General features: G+C 69.1%; 12 protein-coding genes. 8 read left to right on the top strand and 4 right to left on the bottom strand.

What is annotated here, in order from left to right:
* The first annotated feature begins 270 nt into the window (after nt 1–270).
* The 8 genes from phzA to phzM all read left to right on the top strand — a co-directional run bounded on the left by phzA (nt 271) and on the right by phzM (nt 7,996).
* Nucleotides 271–759 (top strand): phenazine biosynthesis protein PhzA, encoded by a 489-nt coding sequence (phzA, locus tag VQ067_RS03940; protein ID WP_003114729.1) that lies wholly within the window; start codon nt 271–273, stop codon nt 757–759.
* A gap of 29 nt (nt 760–788) precedes the next feature.
* Complete coding sequence (gene phzB, locus VQ067_RS03935; RefSeq protein ID WP_003123955.1) at nt 789–1,277, top strand: phenazine biosynthesis protein PhzB; 489 nt, start codon at nt 789–791, stop codon at nt 1,275–1,277.
* A gap of 35 nt (nt 1,278–1,312) precedes the next feature.
* The gene (gene phzC / locus VQ067_RS03930) at nt 1,313–2,530 is read left to right on the top strand and encodes a phenazine biosynthesis protein PhzC (protein ID WP_058158277.1); all 1,218 of its coding nucleotides are present in this window, start codon (nt 1,313–1,315) and stop codon (nt 2,528–2,530) included.
* The gene (gene phzD / locus VQ067_RS03925) at nt 2,527–3,150 is read left to right on the top strand and encodes a phenazine biosynthesis protein PhzD (RefSeq protein ID WP_034020314.1); all 624 of its coding nucleotides are present in this window, start codon (nt 2,527–2,529) and stop codon (nt 3,148–3,150) included. The genes phzC and phzD overlap by 4 nt, the downstream gene beginning before the upstream one ends.
* The gene (phzE, locus tag VQ067_RS03920; protein WP_003132707.1) at nt 3,147–5,030 is read left to right on the top strand and encodes a phenazine biosynthesis protein PhzE; all 1,884 of its coding nucleotides are present in this window, start codon (nt 3,147–3,149) and stop codon (nt 5,028–5,030) included. Before phzD ends, phzE begins: the two co-directional genes overlap by 4 nt.
* 13 nt (nt 5,031–5,043) lie before the next feature.
* Nucleotides 5,044–5,880 carry a phenazine biosynthesis protein PhzF gene (gene phzF / locus VQ067_RS03915; RefSeq protein WP_003093628.1) on the top strand — a complete coding sequence of 279 codons (837 nt, stop codon included), beginning with the start codon at nt 5,044–5,046 and terminating at the stop codon, nt 5,878–5,880.
* A 25-nt stretch (nt 5,881–5,905) separates the two neighbouring features.
* Entirely contained in the window at nt 5,906–6,550 is a 645-nt protein-coding gene (phzG, locus tag VQ067_RS03910; protein ID WP_003112073.1) for a phenazine biosynthesis FMN-dependent oxidase PhzG, read from the top strand.
* Between the two features lie 237 nt (nt 6,551–6,787).
* Nucleotides 6,788–7,996 (top strand): pyocyanin biosynthetic protein PhzM, encoded by a 1,209-nt coding sequence (gene phzM / locus VQ067_RS03905; RefSeq protein WP_003142876.1) that lies wholly within the window; start codon nt 6,788–6,790, stop codon nt 7,994–7,996.
* A gap of 95 nt (nt 7,997–8,091) precedes the next feature.
* Here the strand turns inward: phzM and VQ067_RS03900 are convergent, their stop codons facing one another.
* The 4 genes from VQ067_RS03900 to fptA are packed head-to-tail and all read right to left on the bottom strand — an operon-like array spanning nt 8,092 to nt 13,279.
* Nucleotides 8,092–9,336 carry a RhtX/FptX family siderophore transporter gene (locus VQ067_RS03900; RefSeq protein ID WP_003112118.1) on the bottom strand — a complete coding sequence of 415 codons (1,245 nt, stop codon included), beginning with the start codon at nt 9,334–9,336 and terminating at the stop codon, nt 8,092–8,094.
* Nucleotides 9,329–10,834 (bottom strand): PepSY-associated TM helix domain-containing protein, encoded by a 1,506-nt coding sequence (locus VQ067_RS03895; RefSeq protein ID WP_033991355.1) that lies wholly within the window; start codon nt 10,832–10,834, stop codon nt 9,329–9,331. The genes VQ067_RS03900 and VQ067_RS03895 overlap by 8 nt, the downstream gene beginning before the upstream one ends.
* 1 nt (nt 10,835) lies before the next feature.
* A complete protein-coding gene (locus VQ067_RS03890; protein WP_003129326.1) occupies nt 10,836–11,117 on the bottom strand; it encodes a hypothetical protein in 282 nt (93 codons plus the stop codon).
* Nucleotides 11,117–13,279, bottom strand: coding sequence for a Fe(3+)-pyochelin receptor FptA (fptA, locus tag VQ067_RS03885; RefSeq protein ID WP_003111969.1), 2,163 nt, complete (start codon nt 13,277–13,279; stop codon nt 11,117–11,119). Before fptA ends, VQ067_RS03890 begins: the two co-directional genes overlap by 1 nt.
* Nucleotides 13,280–13,295: the final 16 nt, after the last annotated feature.

Here is a 13,295-nt window from a genome sequence, read left to right as displayed (position 1 = left end):
ACCTCGTCTGTCGCACCTTAACGAAAGCATTGCGAATCCATTACCGGCAGGTTTTCAAAAGAAAACCGGGATGAAACTCCTATTGCCTTTCGAAAATTGGAAACGACAGGCGAACATATGTAACGCGAAATTTCACTCTACGTATAAACAATGCGCCCAGCGAATATCGCTCCCTTACCGAGCGACGAACTCCTGCGCGCCAGAGAATAACCGATGCCGCGAGGGAAAAGTTTCTCCGGCATACCTGGAGAGCCCTCTCGGAGGCGGCGCATGAACGGTCAGCGGTACAGGGAAACACCCCTCGACATCGAGCGTCTGCGGCGCCTGAATCGCGCCACGGTGGAGCGCTACATGGCCATGAAGGGGGCCGAACGGTTGCAGCGGCACAGCCTGTTCGTCGAGGACGGCTGCGCCGGCAACTGGACCACGGAAAGCGGCGAACCCCTGGTTTTCCGGGGCCATGAGAGCCTCAGGCGGCTCGCCGAGTGGCTCGAGCGCTGCTTCCCCGACTGGGAGTGGCACAACGTGCGGATCTTCGAGACCGAGGATCCGAACCACTTCTGGGTCGAGTGCGACGGGCGCGGCAAGGCGCTGGTCCCGGGGTATCCGCAGGGCTATTGCGAGAACCACTACATCCATTCCTTCGAACTCGAGAACGGCCGGATAAAACGTAATCGCGAGTTCATGAACCCGATACAGAAATTGCGTGCATTGGGAATAGCCGTTCCGCAAATAAAACGTGACGGTATTCCCACTTGAATGACATCTACCGCCAAGGAGCATTGACGATGCCTGACACGACAAATCCAATCGGTTTCACCGATGCCAACGAACTTCGCGAAAAGAATCGCGCCACCGTCGAGAAGTACATGAATACCAAAGGCCAGGATCGCCTGCGCCGCCATGAACTTTTCGTCGAGGACGGCTGTGGCGGTTTATGGACCACCGATACCGGCTCGCCCATCGTCATTCGTGGCAAAGACAAACTTGCGGAACATGCCGTCTGGTCATTGAAGTGCTTTCCCGATTGGGAGTGGTACAACATAAATATATTCGGAACCGACGACCCCAATCATTTCTGGGTCGAATGCGACGGTCACGGCAAGATTCTTTTCCCCGGATATCCCGAAGGTTATTACGAAAACCACTTCCTGCATTCCTTCGAACTTGAAGACGGCAAGATCAAGCGCAACCGCGAATTCATGAACGTCTTCCAGCAATTGCGCGCCTTGAGCATTCCGGTCCCGGAAATAAAACGCGAAGGCATTCCCACTTGATCGAAACGATATCTCCTGCCGAAGGGGGACCCACCATGGACGATCTATTGCAACGCGTACGGCGCTGCGAAGCGCTGCAGCAACCCGAATGGGGCGATCCGTCGCGCCTGCGCGACGTGCAGGCGTACCTGCGCGGCAGTCCGGCGCTGATCCGCGCCGGCGACATCCTGGCCCTGCGCGCGACCCTGGCGCGGGTCGCCCGCGGCGAGGCGCTGGTGGTGCAGTGCGGCGACTGCGCCGAGGACATGGACGACCACCATGCCGAGAACGTGGCGCGCAAGGCCGCCGTGCTGGAACTGCTGGCCGGCGCCCTGCGCCTGGCCGGCCGGCGGCCGGTGATCCGCGTCGGGCGCATCGCCGGGCAGTACGCCAAGCCGCGTTCCAAGCCGCACGAGCAGGTCGGCGAGCAGACCCTGCCGGTCTATCGCGGCGACATGGTCAACGGCCGCGAGGCCCATACCGAGCAGCGCCGGGCCGATCCGCAGCGGATTCTCAAGGGCTATGCGGCGGCGCGCAACATCATGCGCCACCTGGGCTGGGACGCCGCGTCCGGGCAGGAGGCGAATGCCTCGCCGGTCTGGACCAGCCACGAGATGCTGCTGCTCGACTACGAGCTGTCGATGCTGCGCGAGGACGAGCAGCGCCGGGTCTATCTCGGTTCGACCCACTGGCCGTGGATCGGCGAGCGCACCCGCCAGGTCGACGGCGCCCATGTGGCGCTGCTGGCCGAGGTGCTCAACCCGGTGGCCTGCAAGGTCGGTCCGGAGATCGGCCGCGACCAGTTGCTGGCGCTCTGCGAGCGCCTCGATCCGCGCCGCGAGCCGGGACGCCTGACGCTGATCGCGCGGATGGGCGCGCAGAAGGTCGGCGAGCGCCTGCCGCCGCTGGTGGAAGCGGTGCGCGCGGCCGGCCACCCGGTGATCTGGCTGAGCGACCCGATGCACGGCAACACCATCGTCGCGCCCTGCGGCAACAAGACCCGCCTGGTGCGCAGCATCGCCGAGGAGGTGGCGGCGTTCCGCCTGGCGGTGTCCGGCTCCGGCGGCGTGGCCGCCGGGCTGCACCTGGAGACCACCCCGGACGACGTCACCGAGTGCGTCGCCGATTCCAGCGGCCTGCACCAGGTCAGCCGGCACTACACCAGCCTCTGCGATCCGCGGCTGAACCCCTGGCAGGCGCTCAGCGCGGTGATGGCCTGGTCCGGCGCAGAAGCGATCCCGAGCGCAACCTTCCCCCTGGAGACCGTGGCATGAGCCGCATTCCCGAAATCACCGCCTATCCCTTGCCGACCGCCCAGCAGCTGCCGGCCAACCTGGCGCGCTGGAGCCTGGAGCCGCGGCGCGCGGTGCTGCTGGTGCACGACATGCAGCGCTACTTCCTGCGCCCGCTGCCCGAGAGCCTGCGCGCCGGGCTGGTGGCCAACGCCGCGCGGCTGCGCCGCTGGTGCGTCGAGCAGGGCGTGCAGATCGCCTACACCGCCCAGCCGGGCAGCATGACCGAGGAGCAGCGCGGCCTGCTCAAGGACTTCTGGGGGCCGGGCATGCGCGCCAGTCCGGCCGACCGCGAAGTGGTCGAGGAGCTGGCGCCGGGGCCGGACGACTGGCTGCTGACCAAGTGGCGCTACAGCGCCTTCTTCCACTCCGACCTGCTCCAGCGGATGCGCGCCGCCGGCCGCGACCAGTTGGTGCTGTGCGGCGTATACGCCCACGTCGGGGTGCTGATCTCCACGGTCGACGCCTACTCCAACGACATCCAGCCGTTCCTGGTGGCCGACGCCATCGCCGACTTCAGCGAGGCGCACCACCGCATGGCCCTGGAATACGCCGCCAGCCGCTGCGCGATGGTGGTCACCACCGACGAGGTGCTGGAATGAACGCCCTGCCCACATCGCTGTTGCAGCGCCTGCTCGAACGGCCGGCGCCGTTCGCCTTGCTCTACCGCCCGGAAAGCAATGGCCCGGGCCTGCTCGACGTGATCCGCGGCGAGACGCTCGAGTTGCACGGCCTGGCCGACCTGCCGCTGGACGAGCCCGGCCCGGGCCTGCCGCGCCATGACCTGCTGGCGCTGATTCCCTACCGGCAGATCGCTGAGCGCGGCTTCGAGGCGCTCGACGACGGCACGCCGCTGCTGGCGCTGAAGGTTCTGGAGCAGGAACTGCTGCCGCTGGAGCAGGCCCTGGCGCTGCTGCCGAACCAGGCGCTGGAACTGAGCGAGGAAGCTTTCGACCTCGACGACGAGGCCTACGCCGAAGTGGTCGGGCGGGTCATCGCCGACGAGATCGGTCGCGGCGAAGGCGCCAACTTCGTGATCAAGCGGCGCTTCCAGGCGCGCATCGACGGCTACGCCACGGCCAGCGCGCTGAGTTTCTTCCGCCAGTTGCTGCTGCGCGAGAAGGGCGCCTACTGGACCTTCATCGTCCACACCGGCGAACGCACCCTGGTCGGCGCCTCGCCCGAGCGACACATCAGCGTGCGCGACGGCCTGGCGGTGATGAACCCGATCAGCGGCACCTACCGCTACCCGCCGGCCGGGCCGAACCTGGCCGAGGTCATGGAATTCCTCGACAACCGCAAGGAAGCCGACGAACTGTACATGGTGGTGGACGAGGAGCTGAAGATGATGGCGCGGATCTGCGAGGACGGCGGCCGGGTGCTCGGTCCCTACCTCAAGGAGATGGCGCACCTGGCGCACACCGAGTACTTCATCGAGGGCCAGACCAGCCGCGACGTGCGCGAGGTGCTGCGCGAGACGCTGTTCGCCCCGACCGTCACCGGCAGCCCGCTGGAAAGCGCCTGCCGGGTGATCCGCCGCTACGAGCCGCAGGGTCGCGGCTACTACAGCGGGGTGGCGGCGCTGATCGGCGGCGACGGCCAGGGCGGGCGCACGCTGGACTCGGCGATCCTGATCCGCACCGCCGAGATCGAGGGCGACGGCCGCCTGCGCATCGGCGTCGGCTCGACCATCGTGCGTCACTCCGATCCCCTGGGCGAGGCGGCGGAAAGCCGGGCCAAGGCTTCCGGGCTGATCGCCGCGCTGAAGAGCCAGGCGCCGCAGCGCCTGGGCTCGCACCCGCACGTGGTGGCGGCGCTGGCCAGCCGCAACGCGCCGATCGCCGACTTCTGGCTGCGCGGCGCCAGCGAGCGCCAGCAGTTGCAGGCCGACCTGTCCGGACGCGAGGTGCTGATCGTCGACGCCGAGGACACCTTCACCTCGATGATCGCCAAGCAGCTCAAGTCGCTGGGCCTGACGGTGACCGTGCGCGGCTTCCAGGAGCCGTACTCGTTCGACGGCTACGACCTGGTGATCATGGGCCCCGGCCCGGGCAACCCCACCGAGATCGGCCAGCCGAAGATCGGCCACCTGCACCTGGCCATCCGTTCGCTGCTCAGCGAGCGCCGGCCGTTCCTCGCCGTGTGCCTGAGCCACCAGGTGCTGAGCCTGTGCCTGGGCCTGGACCTGCAACGCCGGCAGGAGCCCAACCAGGGCGTGCAGAAACAGATCGACCTGTTCGGCGCCGCCGAGCGCGTCGGCTTCTACAACACCTTCGCCGCGCGCGCCCTGCAGGACCGCATCGAGATCCCCGAGGTCGGCCCGATCGAGATCAGCCGCGACCGCGAGACCGGCGAGGTCCATGCCCTGCGCGGGCCGCGCTTCGCCTCCATGCAATTCCACCCCGAATCGGTGCTGACCCGCGAGGGTCCGCGCATCATCGCCGACCTGCTGCGCCACGCGCTGGTCGAGCGGCGGCCCTGAGCCAGGAGAGCCCATGCACAGATATGTCGTGATAGACGCCTTCGCCAGCGAACCGCTGCAAGGCAACCCGGTGGCGGTGTTCTTCGACTGCGACGACCTCAGCGGCGAGCGCATGCAGCGCATGGCGCGGGAGATGAACCTGTCGGAGAGCACCTTCGTGCTCCGCCCGCAACAGGACGGCGACGCGCGCATCCGCATCTTCACCCCGGTCAACGAACTGCCGTTCGCCGGCCACCCGCTGCTGGGCACCGCCATCGCCCTGGGCGCCGAGACCGACAAGGACAGGCTGTTCCTGGAGACCAGGATGGGCACCGTGCCCTTCGCCCTGGAGCGCCAGGACGGCAAGGTGGTGGCCTGCAGCATGCAGCAGCCGATCCCCACCTGGGAGCACTTCAGCCGCCCGGCCGAGCTGCTCGCCGCCCTCGGCCTGAAGGGCTCGACCTTTCCCATCGAGGTCTACCGCAACGGCCCGCGCCACGTGTTCGTCGGCCTGGAGAGCGTCGCCGCGCTGTCCGCGCTGCACCCCGACCACCGCGCGCTGTGCGACTTCCCGGACCTGGCGGTGAACTGCTTCGCCGGCGCCGGGCGGCACTGGCGCAGCCGCATGTTCTCGCCGGCCTACGGCGTGGTCGAGGACGCCGCCACCGGTTCCGCCGCCGGGCCGCTGGCGATCCACCTGGCGCGCCACCGGCAGATTCCCTACGGGCAGCAGATCGAGATCCTCCAGGGCGTCGAGATCGGCCGGCCGTCGCGCATGTACGCCCGCGCCGAGGGCGCCGGCGAGCGGGTCTCGGCGGTGGAAGTGTCGGGCAACGGCGCGGCCTTCGCCGAAGGCCGGGCCTACCTGTGAACGGGCAGAACGGAGGAACGCCGTGATGGGCGTCAACGCGAACATTTCCGAGTCCCTCACCGGGACCATCGAAGCCCCTTTCCCGGAGTTCGAGGCGCCGCCGGCGAACCCCATGGAGGTGCTGCGCAACTGGCTGGAACGCGCCCGCCGCTATGGCGTGCGCGAGCCGCGGGCACTGGCCCTGGCCACGGTCGACGGGCAGGGCCGGCCGTCGACGCGGATCGTGGTGATCGCCGAGCTGGGCGAGCGCGGGGTGGTGTTCGCCACCCACGCCGATAGCCAGAAGGGCCGCGAACTGGCGCAGAACCCCTGGGCCTCGGGGGTGCTGTACTGGCGCGAGAGCAGCCAGCAGATCATCCTCAACGGCCGCGCCGAACGCCTGCCCGACGAGCGCGCCGACGCCCAGTGGCTGAGCCGCCCGTACCAGACCCACCCGATGTCGATCGCCTCGCGGCAGAGCGAAACCCTCGCCGACATCCACGCCCTGCGCGCCGAAGCCCGGCGCCTGGCGGAAACCGACGGCCCGCTGCCGCGCCCACCGGGCTACTGCCTGTTCGAACTGTGCCTGGAGTCGGTGGAGTTCTGGGGCAACGGCACCGAGCGGCTGCACGAGCGCCTGCGCTACGACCGCGACGAAGGAGGCTGGAAGCACCGCTACCTGCAACCGTGACGACACCGCTGCGCCGACGTTTCATGGCGGATAACCGCAAGCGGTTATTCGCCCTACGCGGCCTTGGAGCCCATCCAACCGCACGCGGTCATGCGTACCGCGGCCTCGGAGCCGGGTCGTAGGGCGGATAACGCCACCGGCGTTATCCGCCGCTGCGCCGACGTTTCATCGCGGTAAACGGTCATCCATCCCAGCCGAACCCCCATCGATTCGAACACTCGAGAAAAGGAAGCACCCATGAGCGAACCCATCGATATCCTCATCGCCGGCGCCGGCATCGGCGGCCTCAGTTGCGCCCTGGCCCTGCACCAGGCCGGCATCGGCAAGGTCACGCTGCTGGAAAGCAGCAGCGAGATACGCCCCCTTGGCGTCGGCATCAATATCCAGCCGGCGGCGGTCGAGGCCCTCGCCGAACTGGGTCTCGGCCCGGCTCTGGCGGCCACCGCCATCCCCACCCACGAGCTGCGCTACATCGACCAGAGCGGCGCCACGGTATGGTCCGAGCCGCGCGGGGTGGAAGCCGGCAACGCCTATCCGCAGTACTCGATCCATCGCGGCGAACTGCAGATGATCCTGCTCGCCGCGGTGCGCGAGCGCCTCGGCCAACAGGCGGTACGCACCGGTCTCGGCGTGGAGCGTATCGAGGAGCGCGACGGCCGCGTGCTGATCGGCGCCCGCGACGGACACGGCAAGCCCCAGGCGCTCGGTGCCGATGTGCTGGTCGGCGCCGACGGCATCCATTCGGCGGTCCGCGCGCACCTGCATCCCGACCAGGGGCCGCTGTCCCACGGTGGGATCACCATGTGGCGCGGTGTCACCGAGTTCGACCGCTTCCTCGACGGCAAGACCATGATCGTCGCCAACGACGAGCACTGGTCGCGCCTGGTCGCCTATCCGATCTCGGCGCGTCACGCGGCCGAAGGCAAGTCGCTGGTGAACTGGGTGTGCATGGTGCCGAGCGCCGCCGTCGGCCAGCTCGACAACGAGGCCGACTGGAACCGCGACGGGCGCCTGGAGGACGTGCTGCCGTTCTTCGCCGACTGGGACCTGGGCTGGTTCGACATCCGCGACCTGCTGACCCGCAACCAGTTGATCCTGCAGTACCCGATGGTAGACCGCGATCCGCTGCCGCACTGGGGCCGGGGACGCATCACGCTGCTCGGCGACGCCGCCCACCTGATGTATCCGATGGGCGCCAACGGCGCTTCGCAGGCGATCCTCGACGGCATCGAGCTGGCCGCCGCGCTGGCGCGCAACGCCGACGTGGCCGCAGCCCTGCGCGAATACGAAGAAGCGCGGCGGCCGACCGCCAACAAGATCATCCTGGCCAACCGCGAACGGGAAAAAGAGGAATGGGCCGCGGCTTCGCGACCGAAGACCGAGAAGAGCGCGGCGCTGGAAGCGATCACCGGCAGCTACCGCAACCAGGTGGAACGGCCACGCTAGCAACACCGGGCAGGCCACCGCGCCTGCCCTCTCCCGTCCGCGGGAGAGGCGGCATCCGTGCGGGTGCCGGGCGCTGCGCGCCTATCGGCAGCGCCTCAGGCCTCTTCCGCCCGCCCTTTCCACTCCCCGCGCCCCTCGCCGGCCTGCAGGCGCAGGGCGAGCAGCAGGGCCAGCACCGCCAGGGCGCTGCCGGTGAGGAAACCGCCGGCATAGCCGATCTGCGCGGTGAGGCTGACCAGGAACGAAGACGCCAGCATCTCGCCGAGGTCTCGGGTGCTCTGCACTGCGGTGACATCGGTGCCGGCCTGGCCGCCCTGGCCGGCGAAGCGCATCGCCGCGGTGAGGATCGCCACCGAGGTGATGCCGGTGGCCAGCGAGCCGATCAGCACGCAGGTCCACGCCAACCCTTCGCTCAGTGCCAACCAGCGACCGGCCTGCAGATACCAGAGCAGCGCCGAACAGCCGGCGAGCACCACGCCAAGGGCGAAACCGCGCCACAGGCCGATCCGCCTGACCAGCCAGGCGCCGCCGCCGCAGCCGAGGAATACCGTGACCAGGCCACCGCTCATGCCCAGCCGGCCGATGTCCTGCAAGGCCCAGCCGGCATCGCTGAGGTACAGCTTGGACAGGCCGAAGCCGGATACCGCGGTCATCGCCGACAGCAGTGCCAGCGCCAGCAGCGAAGGCGCCAGCGGCCGACGCAGGAAGCGCAGCAGGCTGGCCTTGGCGGCCGGTGCCGGGGGGAGTTCGTGGGGGTCGCCGCGCCCCAGGGCGAGCACGCAGCACAGGCTTGCCAGCGGCACGCAGGCCATGACCAGGAACGCCGTGCGCTGGCCGAAATGCCCGGCGAGGATCAGGCTGCCGGCGCCGCCGCCGAAGAAGCCGATCATCACCCCGGCGATCTGTACCGCGTTGACCTTGGCCAGCAGCTCGCCGCTGAAGTGCTCCGCCGCCATGCCGTCGGTGGCGATGTCCTGGGTCGCGCTGGCCAGCGAAGCCAGCGCCAGCAGGCCGACCGCCCAACCGGCGCTGGCCACGCCGAGGCCGAGCGTCGCCAGGCCGAGCAGGCAGGCGAGGACGATGCATTGCATCGGCAGGATCCAGCTACGCCGCCGGCCGAGACGGCGCGACCAATGGTTGTCAACCCAGGGCGCCCAGAGGAACTTGACCACCCAGGGCAGCCCCACCAGGGGCAGGAACGCCAGCGCCTGCAATGGCGCGCCATCCTGGCGCAGTAGGGTGGGCAGGGCGTCCATGGCCAGGCCGATGGGAATGCCCTGGGACAGGTAGAGCAACGCCAGGGTGATGACCAGGCGGCGGTGGCGATACAGCTCAAGCATGGTGGTCTCCGGTGACACGGGGGTGGGCGGGTGGCGCGGCGGCGCGCGCCTGCATCCAGGCGTGCCGGATGAGCAGCGCGCCGCAGAGGATCAAGGTGAGGTCGGAGCCCAGGGCCGGCAGCCGGCCGCGCATGAGCCAGGGCGCCAGGTGCGCGACGGCGGCCGCCAGGCAGGCCAACCCGGCGACGCCGAGCAACCCGCGCGCCAGCGGCCAGTCGCCCGGCAGCAGCAACGCCGCCAGGCCAGCGGCGGCCCACAGGACAAGGAACAGCCGCCCCGGCCAGGGTCCGGCGAGTAGCTCCGAGGGGGCGAGTTGCAGCCCCAGCAGGAGCAACGCGGCCGCCGCCACCAGGCCGGCACAGAAACCCTCGCTCAGGCGCTGCAAGAGCCGTACGCGGGCGTCCGGCGCCGAGGCGCGTCGTTGCAGCCACAGGTACAGGCCGCTGGCGCAGAGCAGGCAGGCGCCGAGGCCCATCGCCAGGTGCAGGCCGCGCAACGCGGCGGACCAGCCCGGCCCGAGCCACTGGTACTGGGCGAAATGCAACGGCTGCACGGCGATGAAGGCGCGCAGCCAGAACCCGCGCTGCGCCGAGCTGCGCTCGCCGAGCAGGGCGCCGTCGGCCAGCCGATAGCGGTGCCGCTCGAAGTTCGCGGTACTCGGCAGGCCACGCTGGATACCGGCGATCTCCACGCTGCCGGCGACATCCCCGGCATGGCTGAGGCTCAAACGCTGGGCAACGAAGCCGGGCGCCCGCACGGCATCGCCGGCAAGCAGGCGGTCGAGATCGATGCGGGACGCCAATGGCCGCCCCTCGGCGGCGGGCGGCGGCGGTCCCATCAACTCGACAAACACCCGGTTCGGTTCCTGCGGGTAGGCCACCGGCGCCAGCAGCAGGGTCCCGAGAGCGCCCAGCCCGCTGAGCGCGCCGGTGAAACCGAACAACAGCAGCCAGGGCAGTCCCCAGATGCCGATCAGGCCATGCAGGTCGAACAGCGCCAGGCGCAGCCCGCGATCCCGCCGCCAACGCCGCAGGTCGCGCCAGCGGCGGCTGTGCAGCAGCACGCCGGCCAGGCACAGCAGCAACAGCGATACGCCGAACAGGCTGACCAGCACCCGCCCGGGGAAGCCGACGAACAGGCTCTTGTGCAGGTTCAGCAGGAGGTCCAGCGCCGGCGTCGGTGGCAGCACCCGGCCGCTGGCCGGGTCGAGGTCCAGCCGGCAGTCCAGGCGCGCATCGCAGACGCTGAAGGCGGCATGGCCGGGAGCGGGCAGCAGCAGGGTCGCATCGCCGATGTCGACGCCTTCCTCGCCCGCCCGTTCGAGCAGGCGCTCCAGCGCAAGGGCTTCTCCTCCCGCCTGCGCCGGGGCCCGCAGCCACTCGCGCAGGTCGTCGTGGCCAAGACTCCAGGCGCCACTGAACAGCACCACGAACAGCAGCACGCCGAACAGCGCGCCGGCGCCACCGTGCAGCGAGAGCAGGAGAGGACGCGCCGCCACTTCAACCGCGCCCCGCCAGCAGCCACAACGCCAGGCCCAGTGCCAGCAGGCTACCGCCCAGGCGCCAGGCGAAGTTGCCCGGATCACGCGCCAGCAACCCGCCGACAAGCAGCAACAAGCCCACCCCGAGCGCGCCGAAGAGCCCGGCGTAGAGACGCTCGAGCGGGTCGTCCAGGGGCAGCCCGCGAGTCAACAGATAGCCGCTGGCGGTCGCCGCCGCCAGGCTGCCGGCGAGCGCCAGCGGAACCCGCCAGGCCCAGCCGAAGCCCGACCGGCGCGGCATCAGAACGCGCCCCGCAGGCTGACGTTGAAGCTGCGCGGTTCGCCGTAGCGGTTGTTCCAGTTGGGGTTGGACAGGCTCTGGTAGTAGGTCCGGTCGAACAGGTTGTTGACGTTGACCGCCGCCGTCCAGTGCTCGTCGATCTTGTAGCCCAGGCGCATGTTGACCAGTGCGTAGCCGCCCTGGCGCATGCTCACGCCACGGTAGTCGACGCTGTAGTCGCTCTGCGCCTGCAGTCCGCCGCCGACGCTCCAGCGCCGATCCTGCCAGGGCAGGTCGTAGTTGCTCCACAGGCGCAGCAGGTGCCTCGGGGTGAAGGTGGAGTAGCGCGTCCCCGAGTCGTTCTGGCTGTCCTTGAGGTACTCGGTGCTGGTGTAGGTGTAGCCGGCCGAGAGACTCCAGTAGGGCGTCAGGTAGCCGGTGCCTTCCAGCTCGAAGCCCTGGCTGCGCACCTTGCCGCCGCTGATGTAGAACGGATTGTTGGGCGGCCCCGGATGGTCCGGGTCTTCCTGCGGATTGTTCTCCAGGTCGATGCGGAACGCCGCCAGCGACAGGTTCAGGCGGCCGTCGGCCAGTTCGCCCTTGATCCCGGTTTCGTAGGTCTTGCCTTCCACCGGGCTCAACGGCTCGCTGTTCCAGGTCTGGCGATCCGCCTGCGGCTGGTAGACCTCGGCGTAGCTGACATACCACGACCAGTCCCTGGCGAAGTCCCAGATCAGCCCGCCGTAGGGCGTGAACTGGCGACCGGGCTTGAAGCGGGTGGCCGGGGTGTCCTGGTCCCACCAGCTTTCGCGGCCGCCGACCACCAGGGTCAGCGGCTCGGCGAGCTTGATCCGGCCCAGGGCATAGAGGCCTTTCTGGGTGGTGGTGGTGGTGCCCGGCGAAGTGTACTGGCCGATCTGCGGGCGCGGCACGCCGTGCGGGTCCCAGCGGTAGACATTGACCGGGGTGTTCGGCAGGTTGAGGAAGCGTGCGGTGTCCTGGCGGGTCTCGCCCTGGGCGTAGGTGACCCCACCGAGCAGTTCGTGGGTCAGGCCGAACAGTCGCACCGGCCCATTGAGGTTGGCGTCGAGGCTGCGCTGGATGCTCTTGAACTTGTAGGCGGCGCCCATCAGCTGGCCACCGTCGCCGGTCTGCGGGTCGATGGCGCCGAAGGAGCCGGCGTAACGCAGGCGCGAATCGGCTTCCTGGTATTCGGCGCTGACCTTGCCTTTCCAGCCGCCGCCCAGTTGCTGTTCGAGGGAGCCGAAGGCGCGGTAGGTGTCCCACTTGAAGCGGTCCCAGTCGACATCGAGGTAGGTGTCGCGGGACAGCCCGAGATTGGACCCATCCTTGGCCATCGGTACCCCGGCCATGTTGGTGATCGAGTCGATGTGCTGGTATTGCGCACCGACGGTGAGCAGGGTGTCGGGGCTCAGGTCGAACTCGGTCACCCCGTAGAGCAGGCGGGTGCCCTGGTCGGCCACGTCGTAGAAGTAGTCGCGGTCCTCGTAGGCGGCCACCGCTCGGCCGCGCACGTTGCCGCTGGCGCTCAGCGGGCCGCCGACGTCGACCTCGGCGCGGTAGCGGTCCCAGCGCCCGGCGCTGAGGGTGGTGCTGGCGGCGAACTCGCGCTGCGGCCGCTTGCGCACCAGGTTGACGGTGGCCGCCGGGTTGCCGGTGCCATGCAGCAGTCCGTTGGAGCCGCGGAGGATCTCGACCCGCTCGTAGATCGCCATGTCCTGCGGCGAACTGGCGGTATTGCCGAGCAGTGCCGGCACCCCGTCCAGCTCGAAGGAGTCGACCTTGAAGCCGCGCACGTAGTAGGCGGTGGTCAGCAGCTGGAACGGCTGCACGGTGACCCCGGTGGCCTGCTGCATGGCTTCGTCGAGGCTGAACAGGTTCTGCTGTTCGAGGCGCTCATGGTCGATGACACTGGCGGACTGCGGCAGCTCGCGCGGCTTGAGCGGCACCTTGCCCAGGGTAGTCACCCCCGGCGGCTGGGTGGCAGACGTGCTTTCTCCGCTGATCACCATGTCCGGCAGTTCCGTCTCGCCGTCCTTGCGCGCGTCGGCCACGGCCGCGGCCAGCGGACTCAGCGCCAGCAGCAGGCCCAGGCACAACGGGGTGTGCCGATTGCGGGCGATGCCCTGGCGTCCCTTGATCACCTTCGTCTCCGTTTTCATCGTTCGAACAGCCTCG

This window comes from Pseudomonas sp. KBN12P06040 (assembly GCF_037574965.1).
GTDB classification, from domain to species: domain Bacteria; phylum Pseudomonadota; class Gammaproteobacteria; order Pseudomonadales; family Pseudomonadaceae; genus Pseudomonas; species Pseudomonas aeruginosa.
The sequence above is the reverse complement of the archived record's forward strand: the minus strand, read 5'-3'. Positions and strand labels throughout refer to the sequence as shown.

Bases quoted from the DNA above. Each gene is read 5' to 3' on its own strand.
- VQ067_RS03900 (WP_003112118.1), bottom strand. From the start codon at position 9,336: ATGCTTGAGCTGTATCGCCACCGCCGCCTGGTCATCACCCTGGCGTTG.
- phzA (WP_003114729.1), top strand. From the start codon at position 271: ATGAACGGTCAGCGGTACAGGGAAACACCCCTCGACATCGAGCGTCTG.
- phzE (WP_003132707.1), top strand. From the start codon at position 3,147: ATGAACGCCCTGCCCACATCGCTGTTGCAGCGCCTGCTCGAACGGCCG.
- phzD (WP_034020314.1), top strand. From the start codon at position 2,527: ATGAGCCGCATTCCCGAAATCACCGCCTATCCCTTGCCGACCGCCCAG.
- VQ067_RS03890 (WP_003129326.1), bottom strand. From the start codon at position 11,117: ATGCCGCGCCGGTCGGGCTTCGGCTGGGCCTGGCGGGTTCCGCTGGCG.
- phzG (WP_003112073.1), top strand. From the start codon at position 5,906: ATGGGCGTCAACGCGAACATTTCCGAGTCCCTCACCGGGACCATCGAA.
- phzB (WP_003123955.1), top strand. From the start codon at position 789: ATGCCTGACACGACAAATCCAATCGGTTTCACCGATGCCAACGAACTT.
- phzM (WP_003142876.1), top strand. From the start codon at position 6,788: ATGAGCGAACCCATCGATATCCTCATCGCCGGCGCCGGCATCGGCGGC.
- phzF (WP_003093628.1), top strand. From the start codon at position 5,044: ATGCACAGATATGTCGTGATAGACGCCTTCGCCAGCGAACCGCTGCAA.
- fptA (WP_003111969.1), bottom strand. From the start codon at position 13,279: ATGAAAACGGAGACGAAGGTGATCAAGGGACGCCAGGGCATCGCCCGC.
- phzC (WP_058158277.1), top strand. From the start codon at position 1,313: ATGGACGATCTATTGCAACGCGTACGGCGCTGCGAAGCGCTGCAGCAA.